This is a genomic window from Actinospica sp. (genome assembly GCF_035552695.1).
Classification (GTDB): domain Bacteria; phylum Actinomycetota; class Actinomycetes; order Streptomycetales; family Catenulisporaceae; genus Actinospica.
The window spans coordinates 24,604-45,183 of record NZ_DASZKT010000185.1 but is presented as its reverse complement, the minus strand read 5'-3'; the positions used below and the strand labels follow the sequence as shown (position 1 = coordinate 45,183).

The window sequence follows — 20,580 nt, the reverse complement described above, 5'->3', positions numbered from 1 at the left end:
GGAGCCGTAGGAGACGAAGGCCGCCGCCTTGTTGTTCCACTCGGCGTGCAGGTAGTCGATCGCGTTCTTCAGTACGCCGGAGGTGGAGTGGTTGTACTCCGGGCTGACGAAGATGAAGCCGTCGTACTGGTTGATCGTCGCTGCCCAGGCCTTGGTGTGCTCGTTCGCGTACTGGCCCATGGCCGGCGGCATCGCCTCGTCCAGGTGCGGCAGCGGGTAGTCCGCCAGGTCCACGAGTTCGTACTTCGCGCCGGTGCGGGCCGAGGCCTTTTCCAGGACCCAGTCGGCCACGGCCTTGCCGTTGCGTCCGGGCCGCGTGCTGCCGAGGATGATCGCGATCTTCAGGTCGCTCATGGGGACTCCCGATTGATTGCAGGTGCGTGCACGGTCGAACGGGTGTCGCCGCGCTCCCAGCATAAACGGACTTTACCCCGATTCGTATTCCGCTCGGTAGGCTGGCCCTCATGGAACGACCCGCGCTGTCCCTGGGCCCGCCGCGCGCCGAGCGCGCGGACGCCGCGCGCAACCGCAGGCACCTGCTCGCCACCGCCCGCACGATGCTCGCCGAGAACGGCGGCGCGGACACGCTGACCATGGACGCGCTGGCCGAACGGGCCGGACTGGGCAAGGGGACCGTGTTCCGCCGATTCGGCACCCGCGCCGGAATCTTCCAGGCGCTGCTCGAGGACGACGAACACGACTTCCAACTGCAGGTGATCGCCGGACTGCCCCCATTGGGCCCGGGAGCGCCTCCGCTCGAGCGGCTGATCGCCTACGGCCGAGCCAGGATCGCCTTCCTGATCGACCACCGCGAGATCGCCCGCGCCAGCCTCGACGGCAGCCAGCCCGTGCCGGCCGGCACCGAGTCGCCGCTGTCCCGCACCCACATCCGCATGCTGCTCGCCCATCTCCGACTCGAGAACACCGACCTCGACATGCTCGCCGTCCAACTCACCGCCGCCCTCGACGGCCCCCTGCTGCTCTACATGTCGAGCGCCGACCTGACCGAACCGACCACAACCGACAAACGCATGGCCCACGCCTGGCAGAACCTCATCGAACGCGTCTGCAGACCCTGACCGGTACCCGAGCTGTGAGCAGCCACTGAGCTAGCGCAGCCGCCATTCGTCGCGCCGGCCCGATGCGAATCGACGCTGGCCCTCGGCCAGCGACTCCTGGTCGGTGCCCAGTTGCACCAGCGTCTTGGCCACGTCGAGTGCCTGGCGGTGGCCGAGCTCCTGTGCGTACCAAACGGCTCGGACGCTCGTCTGGACCGCTAGCGGCGGTTGGGCGGCGATGGCGGCGGCGACGCGGTGTGCCGCCTCGTGCAACTCGGCCGCCGGCACCACCTCCTGGACGAGACCGATCTGATGCGCTCGCTGGGCGCTGAGGCGTTCCGCGTTGCCCATCAGCGTCATCCGCATCACCTCGCCCAGCGGCATGCGTTGCAGCATCAGCATCGGCTCGAACACGGCGGCCATGCCGAAGGTGGTATGCGGGTCGAAGAAGGTCGCGTGTTCGGCCGCGATGATGAACTCGACCTCGCCCAGCAGGTAGAAGGCGCCGCCGCAGGCCATGCCGTTCACCGCGGCGATGACCGGCTTCCACAGCTGGCCCGCCGTCTTCGGCGGGAGCAGGTCGCCCGGGTCGTCCAGATGCAGCGGCGTCGAGCCGCGCCGGCCGACCTCGCTCGGCCCTCCCTCGCCGACGCCGGCCGCGGTTCGGTCGATGCCCGTGCAGAACGCCTTGTCCCCGGCGCCGGTCAGGACGACTGCCCGCACGTCGTCGTTCTCACGCAGCATGCGCCAGCACTCGTGGATCTCGCGCATCATCCGGCCGTCGAAGGCGTTGTGCACCTCGGGGCGGTCGAGGGTCACCCAGGCCACGCCGTCGCGCTCGGCGTAGTCGAGAGTCTGGTATCGGGACACCGGTGCGTCCTCCTGATAGAATTGTGTACTGTATAAAATATGTCATCTACACGATGGAGGCGCGGTGCGCCAGAGTGACGAGGCCTCGACGTTGCCGGGCGCACGTTCCTCGGGCGAGACGCTGCTCGCCGGGCTGCGCATTGTGGAGTGCTCGATGCTCGGCCCGGGGGCGGTCTCCACGCCGCTGGCCGATCTCGGCGCCGAGGTGATCAAGGTGGAGCCGCCCTCCGGCGACTACATCAGGAAGATGAGCTGGCCGATCGTCGACGGGGTCTCCCTGCTGCACCTGCACGTGAACCGGGGCAAGCGGAGCATCGCGCTCGACCTGGCGAACCCGGCGGCCCGGGACGTCTTCTTGGAGCTGGTCGCCGAGGCCGACGCCGTGGTCGAGGCCATGCGGCCCGGTGGGCTGGAGCGCCGCGGCCTCGGCTACGACCGGCTGCGCGCCATCAACCCAAGAATCGTCATGCTCAGCATCACCGGGTACGGCATGACCGGACCGTACCGGGACCTGCCCAGCCACGGCATCGCCTATGACGCCTGGGCCGGGACCGTGGCGCCGGTGCCGGGACCGGAGGGCATGCCGTCGATTCCGGACCATACCTCCATCGGTATCACGGCGGGTCCGCTGTTCGGCGCCACCGCGCTGCTCGCGGGAGTGCTGAATGCCCGGCAAACGGGCGAGGGCTGCTACCTCGAGGTTGCGCAGTCGGATGCGGCGGCGGCCTTCGACTGGCTGCGCAGCGAGACCCATCGCGCCTATCTGCGGCCGGAGGCAGAAGTCACGGGCAACTCCGCGGACGACTATGAGCGCCGGCCACCCGGCACCGGCGGCATGCTCGACGGCGTGCGCTATCAGTTCTATCCCTCCAGCGACGGCCACGTGCTTTTCATGGCCTCGGAACGGAAGTTCTGGCGCAACTTCTGCGCGGCGGCCGGCCGGGAGGACCTGTTCGAGGCGCGGCCGGGCGCGATGCTGGCCGACCATGCCCGCGGTGATCTGACGCTGCGCCGCGAGCTGAGCGCGATCTTCCGGCTGCGCAGCACCGCCGAGTGGGTCGAGTTCGGGCTCGAACACGATGTGCCGATCGGGCCGGTCAACACCCCGGATTCCATCGCCGAGGACCCGCAGTTCGCCGACCGGCTGCCGTGGCAGTCGGCATCTCGCCTGTCCGCGGAGCAGCTGCCGTTCCCGGCCCGGGTCGTCGGCGAGGCCCCGCCCGCCGCCGCGGCAGCGGCTCCGACACCGGGGGAGCACGGCGAGGCGATCCTTCGCGATGTGCTGGGCTACACCGACGACCGCATCGCCGAGCTGCGCGAATCCGGCGCACTGGGCTCGGATTCCTGAACTTCGCCCATAACCGAGGAGGCCAAAGTGGCACGTCTGCTTGAGGACAAGGTCGCCGTCGTCACCGGCGCCGCACACGGGATCGGCCGCGGCCATGCCCTCGAGCTGGCCCGGCACGGCGCCAAGGTGGTCGTCAACGATCTCGGCACGTCGGTGCGGGGAGAGGGCGCCGGCCGGGACGCCGACGAGGTCGTGGAACTTATCAGCAAGAGCGAGGGCGTGGCCATCGCGGACTATTCCGACATCGCCGACGAGGAACAGGCGCGAGAGCTGATCGAGCGGGCGGTCGAGCGGTTCGGCCGGGTGGACGTGGTGGTCAACAATGCGGGGATCGCGCGCGACAAGGTCGTGTGGAACATGTCGGCCGCGGATTTCGACGCGGTCATGCGGGTCCATGTGCGCGGCAGCTGGCTGCTGACCCACTTCGCCGCACAGCATTGGCGGACCCGATCGCAGGCGGGGGAGAGCGTGACCGGCCGCATCATCAACACCACCTCGGGCGCGGGCCTCAACGGGAACTTCGGCCAGTCCAACTATGCGACCGCGAAGGCTGCGATCGTCGGCCTGACCCTGACCACCAGTCTCGAGCTCTACCGCTACGGCGTAACGGTCAACGCGATAGGCCCGGGCGGCATGACCCGGCTGACCGCCACCATGGCGGCCGGTCAGCAGTCCTTCGAGCCGGACGAGCTGTCCGCGGACGAGTTCCACCCGATGGACCCGGCGGGCAGCTCGCCGGTGGTCGCCTGGCTCGCCAGCGACGAGGCGCAGCACGTCACGGGCCAGGTGATCCGGGTGATCCACGACAAGATCTATCTGATGGGCGGCTGGTACGAGAAGGCCACGGTCAGCAGCGACGGCGCCCGGTGGGACGCCGCCACACTGGGCCGGATCATGGCCACCGACATCTTCCACACCAGGGCGCCGGGCCTGCGTTGAGCCGGGCTGTCACCGGTCGGCGCCGCTTTGGGCGTGCCGGGCGGCGATCCCGTCGCGGATCGCCGCCACCCGCTCGCGGAAGTCCGGCTGTTCGACAGACCACTGCTGTGCTTCCAGTTCGAGCGCCACCGCCTGCGCCGCGTCGCGGAGCCCCTCGCTCGCGCGCAGGGTCTGTTTGGTGCGGCGGACCAACTCCGCGGACCGTCCGGCGACTCGGCGCGCGAGCCGGGTGGCCGCTTCGGGCAACTCCGCGTCCGGCACACAACGCCACGCCAGACCGTGCGCGGCCGCCTCCGCGCCGGTCAGTGCGTCGCCGCAGAGCACCATTGCGGCAGCACCCTGATAGCCGATCCGCCGGGTCAGCCGCCACAGGTGCCCGCCGCCGGGATGGATCCCGACGTCGAGGAACCTCGGGTCGAAGCGCGCGCTCTCGCCGGCGAGCACGACGTCGCACGCCAGAGGCAGGTTCACTCCGGCGCCTACGGCCGGGCCGCACACCGCCGCGATGGTCGGTATCGGCGCGTCGGCGAGCGCGAGGAATCCCGCGTACATGGCCCCGAGACCGTGCCGCGGATCGAGCAGCCCCTCCAGGGAGCCGCCGGCGCAGAACACCGGCGGCTCGGCGTCCAGGACGAGCACGGCCGCTCCGGCACCGAGGGCGCGGGAGACCGCGGCGGCCAACGCGTCGCTCAACGCCTTGCTCAACGCGTTGCGGTGCGCGGGGTCGGCCAGGGTGATCCTGGCGATCCCGTCCTCGATGGCGACTCGGACCGGTTCAGTGGCGGGCATGGCGTCTCCCTCGAACTCTTGCTCATGGCGTGTATAAGATATACATTCTTCAAAGTCAGTGACCAGCTCCAACGAGGGAGGCGGCATGCCGGGCAGACCCATGGACGGCGTCCGGGTCGTCGAGGTCGCGCAGTTCACCTACGTCCCGGCGGCCGGCGCGGTGCTCGCCGACTGGGGCGCGGACGTGATCAAGGTCGAGCACGCGGTGACCGGGGACGCGCAGCGGGGCTTCGCGTATCTCGGCCCGGTGGCGGCCGGCGGCAGCTTCGCGCCGCTGATGGAGCATCCGAACCGGGGCAAGCGCAGCATCGGCCTGGCGCTGGAGAAGCCCGAGGCGCTCGAGGTGCTCTACGACATCGTGCGGCGCAGCGACGTGTTCGTGACGAACTTCCTGCCCGATGCCCGCGCTCGGCTCAAGCTCGACGTCGAACACATCCGGGCGGTCAACCCGGACATCATCTACGTCCGGGGCACCGCGCTCGGCGTGCGCGGCCCCGAGGCGGACCGCGGCGGGTACGATCAGCCGACCTTCTGGTGCCGGGCCGGCAGCGCCGCGGGCATCTCGTCGCCGGACCTGGACGGCGTTCTCGGCATGCCGGGACCCGCCTACGGCGACTCCGTCGGCGGCATGACCATCGCCGGCGGGATCAGCGCCGCCCTGTTCGCCAGGGAGCGCACCGGCGAGCCGTCCGTGGTGGACGTCTCGCTGCTGAGCGTCGGCGCGTGGGCCAACGGCTTGGCCGTCGATCTGTCCCTGGTCAGCGGGAAGCCCTGGCTGCCCAACGGACCTGAGCACAGCGGCGGCTTCGTGCGCAATCCGCTCGTCGGCATCTTCCGCACCGCCGACGGCCGCTATCTCAACCTGAACATGATGCAGCCCGGGCGGTATTGGCCGGACTTCTGCAAGCACATCGACCGGCCGGAACTCGCGCTCGACGAGCGCTTCGACACGGCCGAGAAGCTGATGGACAACGCGGTCGAGGCGGCCGGGATCATCGCGGGCGAGATCGCCGGGCAGACGTTCGCGCATTGGATGGAGCGTTTCCGCGCCCTCGAGGGGCAGTGGGCACCAGTCCAGAACAGCGTGGAGGTAGGGCAGGATATCCAGCTCAGGGCGAACGGATTCATCGCAGAGGTCATCGACGTCGACGGACAGGTCCGCGAATTGGTGACCGCGCCGGTCCAGTTCGACGAGGCGCCGGCGCAGCCGATCCGCGGCCCGCAGTTCGCCGAGCACACCCAGCAGGTGCTGACCGAGCTCGGCCTGGACGAACAGGCGATCCTCGATCTGCGGATCGCGGGCGCGGTCGCATGAGCCAGGTGAGGGCCGGGTTCATCGGACTCGGCAGGCAGGGCTCGCCGATAGCGCGCAGGATCCGACGCTCCGGCACACCGGTGACCGTGTGGGCGCGCCGTCCCGAGGTCGCCGCGCAGGCTGCCGGCGAATGGGGCGCGGCGGTCGCCGACAGCCCGGCCTCCGTCGGCCGCGCGAGCGACGTGGTCGGGATCTGCGTGTTCGACGCCGCGGGTGTGGAAGAGGTCTTGTTCGGGCCGGAAGGCGCGGCCGACGCGATGGCCGAGGGCGCGATCGTGCTCGTCCACACCACCGTCTCGCCCACGCAGATCCGCGGTTTCGCCGAGCTCGGCCGGAAACGCGGGATCTTCGTGCTCGACGCGCCGGTCAGCGGCGGCCCCGCCGCCGCTGAATCGGGCGAGCTACTGGCCATGCTCGCCGGTCCGGCTGAGGCCGTCGACCGGGTCACTCCCGTGGTCCGGAGCTTCGCGGGCCGGACTGTGCTGCTCGGCGACGTCGGCGCGGCCTCGCTGGCCAAACTCCTGAACAACGCGCTGCTGGCCGCCCAGGTGGCGCTCGTGCACGACGTACTGGAGACCGGGGAGCGCAACGGTGTCGGTGACGGGCTGCTCGACGTGCTCCGCGCGGGCAGCGCGCGCAGTTTCGCGGCGGAGCTGCTCGCCGCCTCCGGATCCCTGGAAGTACTGCTCGGCGGCCAGTTCGGCCCGACCATGAGCAAGGACGTGAACCTGCTCGCCGACGAGCTCGGCCGCCCAGAACCGCGGCCGACCGTGCTGGAACTGGCCGGCGACGTGCACCGCAGGATCGCCCGTCAGACCGAATCGATGCGAAGGGTGTGAATACTGATATGGACGAGCGGCCGGAGGCACCCCCGCTGGCGCCGCACGCGGTGGTTGACGGGCGGGCACAGATAGCGCTGAACATCCACGGCGCGGAGTTCTGCCGAGAGAACTACCGGATCTATGACGAACTGCGTTCGAGATGCCCGGTGGCCTGGTCTACCGAGCTCGGCGGCTACTGGCTGCTCACCGACTACGACTCGGTCTTCGAGGCGACGCGCGACGACGAGCTGTTCTACTCCAGCGCGGGCGCCAGTGTCCGGGACGATTCGGGCGTGACCGAGGATCAGGTCGCCATGCTGACGGTCATGCCGCCGATCCAGACCGATCCGCCGGAAACCGGAAAGATGCGGGCGTTGACGGTCAAGCACCTCTCGCCGGCCGCGGCCGAGCGGATGGAACCGGAGATCCGGGAGATCGCCAACGAGCTGATCGACTCGTTCATCGAACGCGGCGAGGCCGACATCGTCGCGGAGCTCACCACGCCGCTGCCGGCCAAGGTCATCCTGCGCCTGATGAACTTCGACGACAGCCGCTGGGCCGAGTGGGTCGTCTACGTCCACACGTTGATCCACGGCGCGGAGGGCGGCGAATCGCTCGAGGCCGTGGCGGGCGGGATGCGTCAGGCGATCGGCGAGGAGATGCGGCGCCGGGCCGAGCTCGGGCTCTCCGACGACGACATGGTCGGCAGCATCCTGACAGCGAAGGTCGACGGCCGGGAGCTCACCGCGCAGGAGAAGTTCGGCTACATCCTGCTGCTGCTGTTCGGCGGTATGGACACCACCAGCGGCCTGACCGGCAACACCCTGGTGGAACTCGCCGGCAATCCGGACCTCAAGCGACAGCTCATCGACAACCCCGATCTCATGGGCACCGCCACCGAGGAGTTCCTGCGCCACGGCTCGCCGACCCAGGGCCTCGGTCGGACGGTCAGCCGGGACGTGGACTTCCACGGCCAGCAGCTCAAGGCCGACGAGAAGATCATGCTCATGTGGGCCGCGGCCAACCGGGACCCGGCCGTCTTCGAGGAACCGGACACGATCAAGCTCGACCGCCACCCCAACCGGCACATGGCCTTCGGCGTGGGGCAGCACCGGTGTCTCGGATCCAACCTGGCGCGCACCATGTTCAAAGTCATGATCACCGCGATCCTGGACCGGCTGCCGGACTTCACCATGATCGACGACGAGCCGGTGCGGTTCAGCGACGCGGCGAACGTCTACGCCCCTCGCTCGCTGCGCATCCGATTCACGCCCGGAGAGCCGACCGGCGTCAAGGCCGCTACGAGTACGAATGAAGGTGGCGCCAGGTGACCGGTGGCGGAGAGCTCATGCTCATCGGCGGCGAACTGGTCGGCGCTGCCGACGGGGCGACGTTCGAGAACATCAACCCGGCCACCGAGGAGGTCATCGGTTCCATTCCGGACGCCGGGTTCCTCGACGTGGACCGGGCGGTGGGTGCGGCCCGCCGGGCCTTCGACTCCACCGGTTGGTCCGTGGACGCGGCGTTCCGCCGGGAGTGCCTGCACCAGCTCCGCGAGGGCCTTCGAAAGAACCTCGATGCGCTCCGCCCCTCCATCGTCGCGGAGACCGGTACGCCGGTGATGCTCACCCGCACGATTCAGCTCGACGCCGCGGTGGAGTTCACCGGACATTACATCGACCTGCTGGACGACTACGCGTTCGAGCGGGTCCTGCCGGACCGGCCGGGCGGCCCGGCAGGCCGGCGCATCGTGCGGCGGGAGGCCGCCGGCGTCGTCGCCGGAATCACCCCCTGGAACTACCCGCTCTACCTGAACCTCTGCAAGCTGGCGGCCGCTCTGGCGGCCGGCTGCACCTTCGTGCTCAAGCCGGCGCCGGACACCCCGTGGAGCGCCACACTGCTCGGCGAGATCATCGCGGAGCACACCGACATCCCGCCCGGCGTCGTCAACGTTCTGACGACCAGCAGTACGGACGTGGCGGCCGCGCTGGTAAGCCATCCCAATGTGGACGCCGTCACCTTCACCGGCTCCACCGCGGTCGGGCGCCGGATCATGGCCGGGGCAGCAGGCACGATCAAGCGGGTGACTCTCGAGCTCGGAGGCAAGTCCGCCGCGATCGTGCTCGACGACGCCGATCTGGCCCAGGTCATCCCGGGAGTGGCCGGCGCCGTGTGCAGCCATGCCGGCCAGGGCTGCGCGTTGCTCACCCGCCTGCTGGTACCCCGCAGCCGACTGGATGAGGCCGTGGGGATCGCCAGGAGCGTGATGGAGCGCGTTCCCTGGGGAGATCCGCAGGATCCTGCGAACCTGATGGGCCCGCTGGTCAGCCGACGTCAACTCGACAGCGTGCTCGGCTACTTCGCGCTCGCCGCGCAGGAGGGCCGGATCGTGCTGGGCGGGCGGCGGTCCGGCCGCTTCGCCAAGGGCTATTTCGTCGAGCCCACGCTGATCACGGACGTCGCGCCGACGGCCCGGGTGGTGCAGGAGGAGATCTTCGGCCCCGCGCTCGTCGTGCAGCCCTTCGACGATGACGACGACGCCGTGGGCATCGCCGACAGCACGATCTTCGGACTATCAGGAGCTGTATTCAGCGGCGACGTCGAGCGGGCGATGGCCGTGGCTCGGCGGCTGCGCACCGGAACCGTGAGCGTGAACGGCGCGGCCTGGTTCGACCCGGGTTCGCCGTTCGGCGGCTACAAGCAGAGCGGCCTCGGCCGGGAGTGGGGCACCGAAGGGCTCGAGGACTTCCTCGAGGTCAAGACGATCGCGCGGCCGTAGCCGGCCCGAGCTGACAGCACAGGAGTGGAAAATGGGACGTGTAGAAGGCAAGGTCGCGTTCGTCACCGGCGCGGCGCGCGGTCAGGGGCGAAGCCACGCCGTACGGCTGGCTTCGGAGGGCGCGGACATCATCGCGGCGGACATCTGCCGCGACATCGACACCGTGACCTACCCGCTCGCCCGGCCGGACGACCTCAAGGAGACCGCGCGCCTGGTCGAGGAGCAGGGACGGCGCATCGTCGCTCGCGAGGCGGACGTGCGCAGCGCCGAGCAGTTGCGCACGGTTCTCGAGGACGGCGTCCGCGAACTCGGCCGCCTGGATGTGGTGGTGGCGCAGGCCGGCATCCTCCCGATGGGCGGAAAGCGGGAGCTGCAAGCCTGGTCGGATGTGATCGATGTCAACCTGATCGGCACGATCAACGCGGTGCAGGCCGCCCTGCCGCATCTGCGGAAGGGTGCCTCGGTCATCGCCACGGGCTCGGTCGCCGCCTTCATGGCGCGCACGATCGAGCCGACGCCGGGTGCCGACCCGGGAGGCGCCGGCTACAGCTTCGCCAAGCGCGTACTCGGCGACTACATCCACGAGGTGGCACGCCAACTCGCGCCGCGCGGGATGCGCGCGAACGCCGTGCACCCGACCAACGTCGACACGGCGATGCTGCAGAACGAGGTCATGTACCGCACTTTCCGTCCGGATCTGGAGGATCCCGGCCGGGAGGAAGCGGAACTGGGCTTCAAGTCGCAGCAGGCCATGGATGTGCCGTATATCGAGCCGATGGACATCAGCAACGCCGTGCTGTTCCTGGCCTCCGACGAGGCGCGGTACATCACGGGCATGCAACTTCGTGTAGACGCCGGCGGTTACCTGAAGATGCATCAGTTCCACATCTGATCGGCACCCGCCTGGAAATCCTGAGGAGAACAAGCATGCGCGTCACCGTCGATCGAGAGCTGTGCCAGGGCCACACTCTGTGCAACGCCTTCGGGCCAGACGTCTACCGGCTGGACGACGAAGGGCGCTGCCTTCCCGTGGACAAGCCCCTTCCGGCAGAGCTCGAAGACCAGGCCGTGGAGGGCGCTCGGGCCTGCCCCGAGCAGGCCATCAGGCTCGAGCGCTAGCCGGCCCGGCATGGATCTGGGACTTCGCGACGCGAGCGTCGCCGTCACCGGTGGGTCGAAGGGCATGGGGCGGGCAGCCGCCGAGGCCGTCGCCGCCGAGGGCGCCAGGGTCGCGGTACTGGCGAGGACCAGAGCCGACCTGGTCGAGACCATCGAGGCCCTGCACAAGCTCGGCGCCGCCGAAGCGCTCGCGGTTCCGGTCGACCTCGCCGTGCCCGAGCAGGTCGACGCGGCGTTCGCCGAGCTCGGTCGACGCTGGGGCTCGCTGAATGTGCTGATCAACGCCGCGGGGCCGGTGGGCGTGGGCGTCGGCCGGTTCGCGGACCTGGCGGACGGGGAATGGCGGGCCACGATGGACGTCGGCCTGCTCGGCGCCGTCCGCTGCGTCCGTGCGGCGCTGCCGCTGCTACGCCGGGCCGAGTGGGCGCGCATCGTGAACGTCTCCGCGCACTCGACCCGGCGCCAGTCGCCGGACATCGTGGCCTACACCGCAGCGAAGGCCGCTCTCACCAGTCTGAGCAAGAACCTTGCGATAAGTCTGGCGCCCGAAGGAATCCTGGTGAACACCGTCTCGCCGGGCTCGTTCCTCTCCGCCGGCCTGCGGGCCTACCTCGAGGCGCTGCCGCCCGAGCGCGGCGCCGATCCGTCCGACCTGCACGACGCCATGAGGGTGATCGCGGAGGACTTCGGCCACCCGGCCCGGCTCGGGCGGGCAGGCGATCCCGCCGAGATCGGTCCGGTCATCGCCTTCGCCGGCTCGCGGGTCAACAGTTATATGACAGGTGCCGACATTAATGTAGACGGCGGCTCGGACTTCTGAGAGGTGATCGGCGATGTTCCCAGTACCCGAAGTCGATCTGCGGTCCGAGTTCTACTGGACCTCCGGCGCCGACGGCGTGCTGCGCATTCAGCGCTGCTCGGACTGCGGGAGCCTGGTGCATCCGCCGAGCGCGGCCTGTCATCGGTGCCGCTGCTCCGAGCTCGGCGTTCAGGAGGTGAGCGGCCGTGGGACGATCGTCGCGGCGACCGTGAACCATCAGGCGTGGCGGCCCGGTCTGGAGGTCCCGTACGCCCTCGCCGTTCTCGCGATCGACGAGGACCCGCGGGTCCGGCTCACCGCGCGCGTCGTCGGCGCGGAACCGACGGCGGTGCGGATCGGGGCGCGGGCCGCGGTGTCCTTCGAAGAGCGCGAAGACGTGTTCGTGCCGGTGCTGGAGCTCCTCGATGAGGCTCCGGTCGCCGAACTGCCGGTCGTCGACGAGTCCCCGGCGCAGATCAGGGCGGCGGTCCGCGGCCCGCGGTCCGGCCGCCGCTACGAGCACGACAGTGTCATCAGCGGCATCGGCGGCAGCCGGATCGGCAGGCGGCTGATGTCAGACCCGCTCACGTTGACCGTGCGGGCGTGCAAGGCCGCCGTCGAGGACGCCGGGCTCTCCCTCTCCGACATCGACGGGCTGGCCACGTACCCGGGCGGCGGCGTGGGGAACGGATTCGGCGAGGGAGGCCTCACCGCGCTCGAGGAAGCCCTGCGGATCAGGCCGACCTGGTACACGGGCGGCACCGAACTGCCGGGACCGGGCGGCAGCGTGATCGCGGCGATGCTGGCTGTCTCGGCCGGGCTGTGCCGGCACGTGCTGTGTTTTCGTACGGTATGGGAGGCCACTTACGCCGAACTGGTTCGCGCCGGTCGACGACCCGTCCCGGCCGGTGGCCGCGTGAGCGGGCCGATGACCTATACCGCGCCGGCCGGTTCGTTCTCCGCCGCCAATACCCTCGCACTCGGCGCCGCGCACTACATGCACCGGTTCGGCGCGAGCAGGGAGACCTTCGGCTGGATCGCTGTGAACGCGCGGGCGAACGCGGCGCGGCACCCGGATGCGATCTACCGGGCTCCGCTGACGATGGACGACTACCTCTCGGCTCGGATGGTGAGCACGCCGTTCGGGCTCTACGACTGCGACGTGCCGTGCGACGCCGCGATCGCCGTGGTGGTCTCGGCGGCGGAGACCGCCCACGACCTGCGCCATCCCGCGGTCGGGTTCGAGGCGGCGGGCACCCAGCTGGTGGAGCGGGTGAGCTGGGACCAGAGCACGCTGGCCCACGAGCCGCAGGTGCTCGGCCCGGCCGCCCACCTGTGGACCCGCACCGATCTTCGGCCGGCCGACGTGGATGTGGCAGAGCTCTACGACGGATTCACCTTCAACTGCCTTTCCTGGCTCGAGGCGCTCGGCTTCTGCGGCATCGGCGAGGCGCCGGAGTTCCTGGAGGGCGGTAAACGGATCGCGCTGGACGGCGTGATCCCGCTGAACACGCACGGCGGGCAGCTCTCACACGGCCGCACCCACGGCTTCGGACTCCTGCAAGAGGCGGTGATCCAGCTGCGGCACGAGGCGGGCGCGCGGCAGGTGGCCGGTGCCGAAGTGGCGGTGGTTTCCAGTGGTGGACTTACCCCGTCCAGCGCGTTGCTGCTGGTGCGGGACCGGTGAAAAAGTCAGGAGTGGACAGATGCCAGTGAAGGTGAAGTCGGGAGCAAGGCTGCGTTCTGCGGTGTGCGAGACGCAGATCGTCGTGATCCGTGCGCAGGAGAGCGAGATGGACCTGCGCTGCGGCGGCCGGCCGATGCTGCCGCTCGATGCGGCACGTGCCGAGCCGCCCGCGCCCGAACCCGGGTACGACACGCCGACGCTGATGGGCAAGCGGTACGGGGACGAGGCCGAGAGCATCGAGGTGCTGTGCACCAACGGCGGAACCTCCGCCCTGTCCCTCGGGGCCGAGCTGCTCGCCGTCAAGGGGCCGAGACCGCTGCCGGCCTCGGACTGACGCGGGCGGCGGGCGTCGGCAGTGCCCTGCCGGCGCCCGGTGCCACGGATTTGTCCTGTCTCAGCCGGCAGGCTCCTCGGCGGCGTACCGCAGCAGCATCTCGGCCACGCAGGCCGGCTTCGCGCGGCCCTCGATCTCCCAGACGAAGGTGATGCCCACCTGGACGCCCCCTTCGACCTCGCGCACCGAGCTGAGTGTCGCGCCGAGCCGGACCTTGCTGTTCACCGGAACGGGGGAGGGGAACCGAATCCTGTCGTAGCCGTAGTTGACCCCCATCCGCATCCCCTCGATCCGGTATATCGAGTTGGCCAGCCGCGGGCCGAGCGACAGCGTCAGCAGACCGTGGGCGATCGTGCCGCCGAACGGCCCCTGCGCGGCCCGCTCGGTGTCGACGTGGATCCACTGGTGGTCGCCGGTCAGCTCGGCGAACCGGTCGATGTCGGCCTGGGTGACGGCGCGGTAGTCGCTGTAGCCGAGGTGCCGGCCGACGGACGCGTTGAGCTCGGCGAGTCCGGTGATGATGCGCATGCGGTGTCCCTTCCGGTCGAGCGGGGGTATTGTGGGCACAATATACTTTATACAGTTTCTCGATTCGCGGAAGGAGCGCGGGTGGACCTGAGATTCAGCCGTACCGAGCTCGAGTTCCGGGACCGGTTGCGCGCCTGGCTCGCGGACACGGTGCCGCGTCTGCCCGCGCAGCCGCACTGGGACGACTGGCCCGCCAGGCGCCGGTACGACACCGCGTGGCAGCGGCAACTGTTCGAGGCCGGGTACGCGGGCGTCGACTGGCCCGCCGAGCACGGCGGCCTCGGTGCCACCCCGACGGAACAGCTGATCTTCCTCGAGGAGACCGCGAAGGCTCGGGCCCCGTATGTCGGTGCGAACTTCGTCGGGCTGCTCCACGCGGGACCGACGCTGATCACGGAGGGCACCGAGGAGCAGCGCTCCAGGCACCTGCCCGGGATCCTGTGCGGCGACGACGTGTGGTGCCAGGGCTTTTCCGAACCCGACGCGGGTTCGGATCTTGCCTCGCTGCGCACCGCGGCCGTCCGTGACGGCGACCGCTACGTGGTCAACGGTCGCAAGGTGTGGACTTCGATGGCGCAGGTGGCCGACTACTGCGAACTGCTGGTGCGCACCGATCCGGCAGCGCCGAGGCACCAGGGCATCAGCTGGCTGATCCTGCCGATGGACACGCCGGGCATCGAGGTGCGCCCGCTGCGCACGGCGACGGCGACGAGTGAGTTCAGCGAACTCGTCCTCGACGGGGTGCGGGTACCGGCGGCCAACAGGGTGGGCGCGGAGAACGACGGTTGGCGGGTCGCCATGGTCACCTTCGCCTTCGAGCGCGGTACCGCGTTCATCGGTGAACTGGTCGAGTCGCGCGGCATGCTCGCCGAGATCGTGCGCATCGCGCGCTCGACGCCCGATCGCGCGGGCGGCTTGCTCTGGGACGACCCCGGCCTGCGCCGCGAGGCGGGCCGGTTCTCCGCGGAGTTGCACGGACTGTGGGCGCTGATCCGGAAGAACGTGTCGGAGGCCTCCGCCGGACTCGTCCCCGTCGAGGGCGCCTCGGTGTTCAAGCTCGGCTTCACCGAGAACCGGCAGCGGCTCGGCGATCTCGCGGCACACGTACTCGGCCGCGCGGGACTCACGATGAGCGATCGGCTGGTGGAGGACCGGGTCGCCAAACTGGCGTACACCATCGCCGCCGGAACCTCGCAGATCCAGAAGAACATCCTGGCCGAGCGCGTGCTCGGGCTGCCGAAAGAGAGGTGAATCAGTGCGACGCGACCAGTACGACGACGACCACGAGTCGTTCCGGCAGATCGTGCGCGAGTTCGTGGAGCGCGAGGTGCTGCCGCACCAGGAGCGCTGGGAGCGGGAGCACGACATCGACCGGGCCACCTGGCTCGCGGCAGGCAAGCAGGGCCTGCTCGGGCTGATGGTGCCGCCGGAGTACGGCGGGCCCGGTGTCGAGGACTACCGCTTCCGCTGTGTGATCATGGAGGAGCTCGGGCGGGTCGGCGCCGGCTCGCTCACCGCCGGCTTCAGCCTCCAGGACGACGTCGCCATTCCGTACCTCCTGGACCTCGGCACCGACGGACAGCGGCAGCGCTGGCTGCCCGGCATGGTCAGCGGTCAGCTGATCGGCGCCGTCGCGATGACCGAACCGGGGGCGGGCAGCGATCTGCAGGGCATCCGCACCACGGCGGTCCGCGACGGGCGGGAGTGGGTGATCAACGGCAGCAAGACTTTCATCACCAACGGCGGGCACGCGGACCTGGTCATCGTAGTGTGCCGAACCGACCCCGAGGCCGGCTCGCGCGGCTTCAGCCTATTCGTGGTCGAGAGCGGGACCGACGGCTTCGAGCGCGGGCGGCGACTGGAGAAGCTGGGGCTGCATGCGCAGGACACCGCGGAGCTCTACTTCGACGGCGTGCGGGTGCCGGCCGAGAACCTGCTCGGCACGGAGGGCGCCGCCTTCCTGCACCTGATGGAGAGGCTGCCCAGGGAGCGGCTGAACATCGCGATGCAGGGGTATGCCGCCGCGCGCGCGGCGATCGACTGGACGGTGCAGTACACGACCGGCCGGACGGCCTTCGGCAAACCGATCGCCTCGTATCAGAACACGCAGTTCGAGCTGGCCGCGGCGGTGACCGAGGTCGATGTGCTCGAGGCATACGTCGACAAGGCGGTGCTGGCGCTCAACGACGGCTCGCTGACGGCCGTGGACGCGGCGAAGGCGAAGCTGTGGGCGAGCGAGGTGCAGAACCGGGTGATCGACAGGTGCCTGCAGCTGTTCGGCGGCTACGGATACATGTACGAGTACCCGATCTGCCGCGCCTTCGCCGACGCGCGGGTGCAGACGATCTACGGCGGTACCTCGGAAGTCATGAAACTGATCATCGGCCGCGATCTCACCGGGATCCGCTGAGTCGGACGCGAGCGGGAAGGCAGGGCCGAGAGGTGACTGAGCAGTTCACCGAGATCGACTATCAGCGCTCGGGTCCCGTCGGGCGGCTCACCCTGGGCCGACGGGAGAACAGCGTGCTGACCCCGACGATGATCCGCGAGCTGGCTCGGGCGCTGGACCTGGTCGCGGACGAGGACGTCCGCTTCCTGGTGGTCACCGGAGTCGGTCGGACCTTCTGCGCCGACGTCGATCCGGACTACGTCCAGCGCACCGCGGCGGCCGAGCGGGGATTCGACCGGCTGGTCGAGGACTTCCTCGAACCCTTCGTGGACTTCATCGGCCGCTTGCGCTCGGTGGCCGAGCATGTGATCTCCGCCGTCAACGGCTCGTGCTCGGCGGCTGGGCTGTGGATCGTCCGGGCCTGCGAATACGCGGTGCCGGCTGAGCAGGTCGACGACCTCCTGGACCGGCTCGGCACGGAAGCACGCGGCCGATCGGCTACTCGGCAGCGTCCACGAGCCCCCAGCGCAGCGCGGTCGCCACGTCCAGGCGCTTTCCGGTGAGCATCAGCCAGCCGGCCCGCCAGCGGCCGATTCGGCGTGTCACGCTCACCGTGCCGCCGGCTCCGGGCACCAGGCCCATACCGACCTCGGGCAGCGCGAAGTAGGCGCTCGGAGCGGCCGTCACCCGCCCGGCGAACGCGGCCATCTCGACTCCCGCGCCGATACAGGCGCCGTGCGTGCGGACGGTCACCCGCTCGGCGAGACGGTCGACGATCCGCCACGGTGCGCGGGCCAGCCGTACCAGGTAGGCCGTCGTCGGGTCGGTGGAGGTGCCGAACTCGGCCAGGTCGCCACCGGAGCAGAAGGCCGGCCCGGAGCCATGGATGCAGACCTCTGTGACGCTCGGATCGAGCTCGGCCACCTCGAGTGCGGCGAGCAGTTCCTCACGCATGGCGAAACTGATCGCGTTGCGCCGGTCGGGATGGTTCAGCGCGATCGACAGTCCCCCGCCGGTGCGCTCGAGAAGCACGAGCGGTGCGGATGGCACGGGGGGAGTGGGGACGTCACCGCGGTCGTTCAGCCAGCGCGCGAACTCCGGGCCGGACAGCAGCATCGAATACACCGCGGCCTCGGCGGCCAAACCTTCGTCCGTGCCGAGGCGTTCGGCCTGACGCAGCAATCGGCCGCAAGCCAGTGCGGCTCGAGGGCTGTGCGCGACGGCGGTGCGGAGGTTCGTGAGGCCCTCGTCCAGGTCGGGCAGGTGGATGAGCTCTCCGGCGGTATCCGGGTTGTCCGGTGGCGTCAGGGTGAACGTGGCGGCGGCCAGGAGCGGGGCCAGCCGTGTGTCCGGAGGTCGTCGGCGAAGGACGCCGACGGTGAGCGGCAGCGCGCACCGCACGGCCTCGGCGGCGGTAGCGATCCATTCGGCCGGTCGGTCGGTCCATTCGTCGAAGGGCAGCACGACCAGGGGACGGGCGGGCTCTCCGGTGGCGCCGAACGTCAGCTCCAGATCGATCCCGTCGGGGCCGAGCGCGCTAGGCATATATAGAATGTATCTTATCTAGTTGAGCTCCGAGGGGCTCGCTCACAGATCGGAGTTGCCGGTGACGACGCTGTCCGAACCCTCGACCCAAGCCCGGCCGGGCCTCGACGCCCTGCTGGACCTGCTCGACCTTGAGCAGGTCGAGGTCGACCTCTTCCGCAGCCGGGACCTCGGCGAGCCGGGCTACCGGCTGTTCGGCGGCCAGGTCGCCGCCCAGGCCATGGTCGCCGCGGAGCGCACCATCGCCGTCGCGGACGCCGAGGCCCGGACCAGGCCGCACTCTCTGCACGCCTATTTCCTGCGGCCGGGCGACACCGGCAAACGGGTGGTCTACCGCGTGGACAGGCTGCACGACGGGCGCACGTTCCAACGTCGCCGGGTCACGGCCATCCAGGACGGCGCGGTCATCCTCGCGCTCGAATCCTCGTTCACCACCGACCTCTCGCTCGCCGACCGCCAACCGCCCGCACCCGCCGTCCCGGATCCCGAGGCGTGCCCGCCGCTGGATGAGACGGTCCTCGGGACCAGGCTGCAACTGGTGGACGCGTTCGAATTCCGTACCGTGCCGGGAGCTCTCAACGAGCCCACGCCGCTCGTGCGCGATCTCTGGTTCCGTGCGCGCGGAAACCGGACCGACGGGCGGGCCAGCGGCTCCGCAGTGCTCACCTACATCAGTGACTTGACACTCGTCTTGGCGCTGCTGCGCGGGAGCGGGCCGCTGGAGGGTTACCGGCTGACCTCCATGGACCACGCGCTCTGGTTCCATCACGAGATCGCGCTCGACGACTGGCTGCTGTACGCGAAGCAGACCGTGGCGGCGGGGCCGCTGCGCGGACTGGTCCAGGGCAGCATCTTCCGCCGCGACGGGACGCTCGTCGCCACCGTGATGCAGGAAGGGCTCATCCACGCGAACGGCTGACCATCATGATTGGCACGGCAGATACTCCTCATCACCGCCGGCTACGCGAGTGGTGTGCCCCGCTGTTCCCCGACGTGAAGCTGCCCGCCCCGGCATCCCTTGATCCCGCGCATGACTGCGCCGTACTCGACTGGGCGTCATCCGGCGCGATGGCGCTCACAGGTTTTCGCGACGGACCGCCGATCGCCTCTCCCGCAGCCGCCATCGGGCTGCTCGCCGAGGCGACTCGCGCGCTCGAGCGGATGACCGGCGAGCTCGGCTCGCAAGTGAGCGTGGATCCCGGCGTCGTGCTGAGCGGCCGCGCCGCCCTGCTCGGGCTGACCCGTTCCGGGCAGACCTCCGCCGGGGGCGCCACACGGCTGTTGAGAGCCGCGGACGGCTGGTGCGCCGTCACACTCAGCCGCCCGACCGACTTCGACGCGGTGCCCGCGATCCTGGCCGCCGACAACGTGCCGGATGACCCCTGGTCGGCGCTGGCGGACGCCGCTCGCCTGGCGCCGGGCTCGGCCGCGGAGCTCGTGGCCAGGTGTCGGCTGCTCGGGGTTCCGGCGGCCGCTCTGCCATCGGCTCCGGCCGAGCGGTCGGTCATTCCGTTCCGCAGTAGCCGAATCGCGCCGCGGGCTCCCGCCGCCTCGCTCTCCGGTGCGATGGTCGTGGACCTCTCCAGCATGTGGGCCGGGCCGCTGTGCGCTCACCTCCTCGGAAAGGCGGGGGCTCGGGTGATCAAGGTGGAGGGCGCCACCCGGCCGGACGGGGCGCGGCGCGCTGACCCCCGGTTCTTCTCCTGGCTGCACGACGGCCACGAGCAGGTCACGCTCGACTTCCACGCCCCCGCCGGGCGGGCCGCTCTCGCCGCGCTTCTCGCCGAGGCCGACGTGGTGATCGAGGCGTCGCGTCCCCGAGCACTGGCCCAGCTCGGCCTGGCACCCGGGGAACACCGACATCGAGCCGGCCAAGTGTGGCTGAGCATCACCGGTCACGGACGGGCAGAGCCGGAGCTCGCAGCCTTCGGCGATGACGCCGCGGTGGCCGGTGGGCTCGTCGGCTGGCAGGAGGGCGAGCCGGTCTTCTGCGCGGACGCTGTCGCCGATCCGCTTACCGGCGTGTGCGGGGCGCTCGCGGTGTCGGCTGCGCTCCTCGGCGGCGGAGGCCTCTTGGTCGACCTCTCCATGAGGGCCGTGGCCGCCGCGTTCGCTTCGGCCGCCGCAGCGGGTTCCGCGGGGCACGGACCGCACGACGTGTACCGCGACGGACATGAATGGCTGGTCTACTGCCCCCGGCTGAGTCACCATCAGGCCGTGCTCCCGCCGAGATCGCCGGACCGGCTGTGGTGAGCACAGA

At 70.2% G+C, this 20,580-nt stretch carries 22 protein-coding genes; 17 read left to right on the top strand and 5 right to left on the bottom strand.

Features of this window, described 5'->3' with window-relative positions:
* Positions 1 to 354 (bottom strand): NAD(P)H-dependent oxidoreductase (locus VG296_RS21640; protein ID WP_325568419.1); only part of this gene is annotated, 354 nt, incomplete at its 3' end.
* Between the two features lie 110 nt (positions 355 to 464).
* Here VG296_RS21640 and VG296_RS21635 point away from each other — a divergent pair.
* Entirely contained in the window at positions 465 to 1,079 is a 615-nt protein-coding gene (locus tag VG296_RS21635; protein ID WP_325568417.1) for a helix-turn-helix domain-containing protein, read from the top strand.
* Positions 1,080 to 1,109: 30 nt separating this feature from the next.
* Here the strand turns inward: VG296_RS21635 and VG296_RS21630 are convergent, their stop codons facing one another.
* Positions 1,110 to 1,928, bottom strand: a complete 819-nt coding sequence (locus tag VG296_RS21630; RefSeq protein WP_325568415.1) for an enoyl-CoA hydratase/isomerase family protein — start codon at positions 1,926 to 1,928, stop codon at positions 1,110 to 1,112.
* 64 nt (positions 1,929 to 1,992) lie between these two features.
* Here VG296_RS21630 and VG296_RS21625 point away from each other — a divergent pair, with 64 nt between their 5' ends.
* Both VG296_RS21625 and VG296_RS21620 read left to right on the top strand, forming a co-directional pair.
* On the top strand, positions 1,993 to 3,276 hold the full coding sequence (locus VG296_RS21625) for a CoA transferase (RefSeq protein WP_325568413.1): 1,284 nt from the start codon (positions 1,993 to 1,995) through the stop codon (positions 3,274 to 3,276).
* A 27-nt stretch (positions 3,277 to 3,303) separates the two neighbouring features.
* Positions 3,304 to 4,215: an SDR family NAD(P)-dependent oxidoreductase gene (locus VG296_RS21620; protein ID WP_325568411.1), complete on the top strand. Its 912-nt coding sequence runs from the start codon at positions 3,304 to 3,306 to the stop codon at positions 4,213 to 4,215.
* A 9-nt stretch (positions 4,216 to 4,224) separates the two neighbouring features.
* Here the strand turns inward: VG296_RS21620 and VG296_RS21615 are convergent, their stop codons facing one another.
* Complete coding sequence (locus VG296_RS21615; RefSeq protein ID WP_325568409.1) at positions 4,225 to 5,004, bottom strand: enoyl-CoA hydratase-related protein; 780 nt, start codon at positions 5,002 to 5,004, stop codon at positions 4,225 to 4,227.
* Between the two features lie 100 nt (positions 5,005 to 5,104).
* On the opposite strand from VG296_RS21615, the gene VG296_RS21610 reads away from it, so the two are divergent.
* The 9 genes from VG296_RS21610 to VG296_RS21570 are packed head-to-tail and all read left to right on the top strand — an operon-like array spanning position 5,105 to position 13,858.
* Complete coding sequence (locus tag VG296_RS21610; protein WP_349259654.1) at positions 5,105 to 6,319, top strand: CoA transferase; 1,215 nt, start codon at positions 5,105 to 5,107, stop codon at positions 6,317 to 6,319.
* Positions 6,316 to 7,158 (top strand): NAD(P)-dependent oxidoreductase, encoded by an 843-nt coding sequence (locus VG296_RS21605; RefSeq protein ID WP_325568405.1) that lies wholly within the window; start codon positions 6,316 to 6,318, stop codon positions 7,156 to 7,158. The genes VG296_RS21610 and VG296_RS21605 overlap by 4 nt, the downstream gene beginning before the upstream one ends.
* An 8-nt stretch (positions 7,159 to 7,166) precedes the next feature.
* On the top strand, positions 7,167 to 8,471 hold the full coding sequence (locus tag VG296_RS21600) for a cytochrome P450 (protein WP_325568403.1): 1,305 nt from the start codon (positions 7,167 to 7,169) through the stop codon (positions 8,469 to 8,471).
* A gap of 17 nt (positions 8,472 to 8,488) precedes the next feature.
* Positions 8,489 to 9,919, top strand: a complete 1,431-nt coding sequence (locus VG296_RS21595; protein ID WP_349259653.1) for an aldehyde dehydrogenase family protein — start codon at positions 8,489 to 8,491, stop codon at positions 9,917 to 9,919.
* A gap of 31 nt (positions 9,920 to 9,950) precedes the next feature.
* Complete coding sequence (locus tag VG296_RS21590) at positions 9,951 to 10,811, top strand: mycofactocin-coupled SDR family oxidoreductase (RefSeq protein WP_325568400.1); 861 nt, start codon at positions 9,951 to 9,953, stop codon at positions 10,809 to 10,811.
* Between the two features lie 35 nt (positions 10,812 to 10,846).
* Complete coding sequence (locus VG296_RS21585) at positions 10,847 to 11,038, top strand: ferredoxin (RefSeq protein WP_325568398.1); 192 nt, start codon at positions 10,847 to 10,849, stop codon at positions 11,036 to 11,038.
* Between the two features lie 10 nt (positions 11,039 to 11,048).
* Positions 11,049 to 11,858 carry an SDR family NAD(P)-dependent oxidoreductase gene (locus VG296_RS21580; protein WP_325568396.1) on the top strand — a complete coding sequence of 270 codons (810 nt, stop codon included), beginning with the start codon at positions 11,049 to 11,051 and terminating at the stop codon, positions 11,856 to 11,858.
* Positions 11,859 to 11,871: 13 nt separating this feature from the next.
* Positions 11,872 to 13,524, top strand: coding sequence for a thiolase C-terminal domain-containing protein (locus VG296_RS21575; protein ID WP_325568394.1), 1,653 nt, complete (start codon positions 11,872 to 11,874; stop codon positions 13,522 to 13,524).
* Between the two features lie 19 nt (positions 13,525 to 13,543).
* Positions 13,544 to 13,858 carry a hypothetical protein gene (locus tag VG296_RS21570; RefSeq protein WP_325568392.1) on the top strand — a complete coding sequence of 105 codons (315 nt, stop codon included), beginning with the start codon at positions 13,544 to 13,546 and terminating at the stop codon, positions 13,856 to 13,858.
* Positions 13,859 to 13,918: 60 nt separating this feature from the next.
* On the opposite strand, the gene VG296_RS21565 is transcribed toward VG296_RS21570, so the two are convergent.
* A complete protein-coding gene (locus VG296_RS21565; RefSeq protein ID WP_325568391.1) occupies positions 13,919 to 14,386 on the bottom strand; it encodes a MaoC family dehydratase in 468 nt (155 codons plus the stop codon).
* An 81-nt stretch (positions 14,387 to 14,467) separates the two neighbouring features.
* Between VG296_RS21565 and VG296_RS21560 the strand changes: the two genes are divergently transcribed.
* Genes VG296_RS21560 through VG296_RS21550 form a run of 3 tightly spaced genes read left to right on the top strand, consistent with a single transcriptional unit; the run spans position 14,468 to position 17,338 of the window.
* A complete protein-coding gene (locus VG296_RS21560; RefSeq protein WP_325568389.1) occupies positions 14,468 to 15,637 on the top strand; it encodes an acyl-CoA dehydrogenase family protein in 1,170 nt (389 codons plus the stop codon).
* Positions 15,638 to 15,641: 4 nt separating this feature from the next.
* Positions 15,642 to 16,796: an acyl-CoA dehydrogenase family protein gene (locus VG296_RS21555; protein WP_325568387.1), complete on the top strand. Its 1,155-nt coding sequence runs from the start codon at positions 15,642 to 15,644 to the stop codon at positions 16,794 to 16,796.
* Positions 16,797 to 16,828: 32 nt separating this feature from the next.
* Positions 16,829 to 17,338 carry an enoyl-CoA hydratase/isomerase family protein gene (locus VG296_RS21550; protein WP_325568385.1) on the top strand — a complete coding sequence of 170 codons (510 nt, stop codon included), beginning with the start codon at positions 16,829 to 16,831 and terminating at the stop codon, positions 17,336 to 17,338.
* On the opposite strand, the gene VG296_RS21545 is transcribed toward VG296_RS21550, so the two are convergent.
* On the bottom strand, positions 17,274 to 18,320 hold the full coding sequence (locus tag VG296_RS21545) for an enoyl-CoA hydratase/isomerase family protein (RefSeq protein ID WP_325568383.1): 1,047 nt from the start codon (positions 18,318 to 18,320) through the stop codon (positions 17,274 to 17,276). The two genes, VG296_RS21550 and VG296_RS21545, sit on opposite strands and share 65 nt — an antisense overlap.
* Before the next feature lie 61 nt (positions 18,321 to 18,381).
* Here VG296_RS21545 and VG296_RS21540 point away from each other — a divergent pair, with 61 nt between their 5' ends.
* Both VG296_RS21540 and VG296_RS21535 read left to right on the top strand, forming a co-directional pair.
* Positions 18,382 to 19,239: an acyl-CoA thioesterase gene (locus tag VG296_RS21540; RefSeq protein WP_325568382.1), complete on the top strand. Its 858-nt coding sequence runs from the start codon at positions 18,382 to 18,384 to the stop codon at positions 19,237 to 19,239.
* A gap of 74 nt (positions 19,240 to 19,313) precedes the next feature.
* Entirely contained in the window at positions 19,314 to 20,573 is a 1,260-nt protein-coding gene (locus VG296_RS21535) for a CoA transferase (RefSeq protein ID WP_325568380.1), read from the top strand.
* Positions 20,574 to 20,580 lie beyond the last annotated feature (7 nt).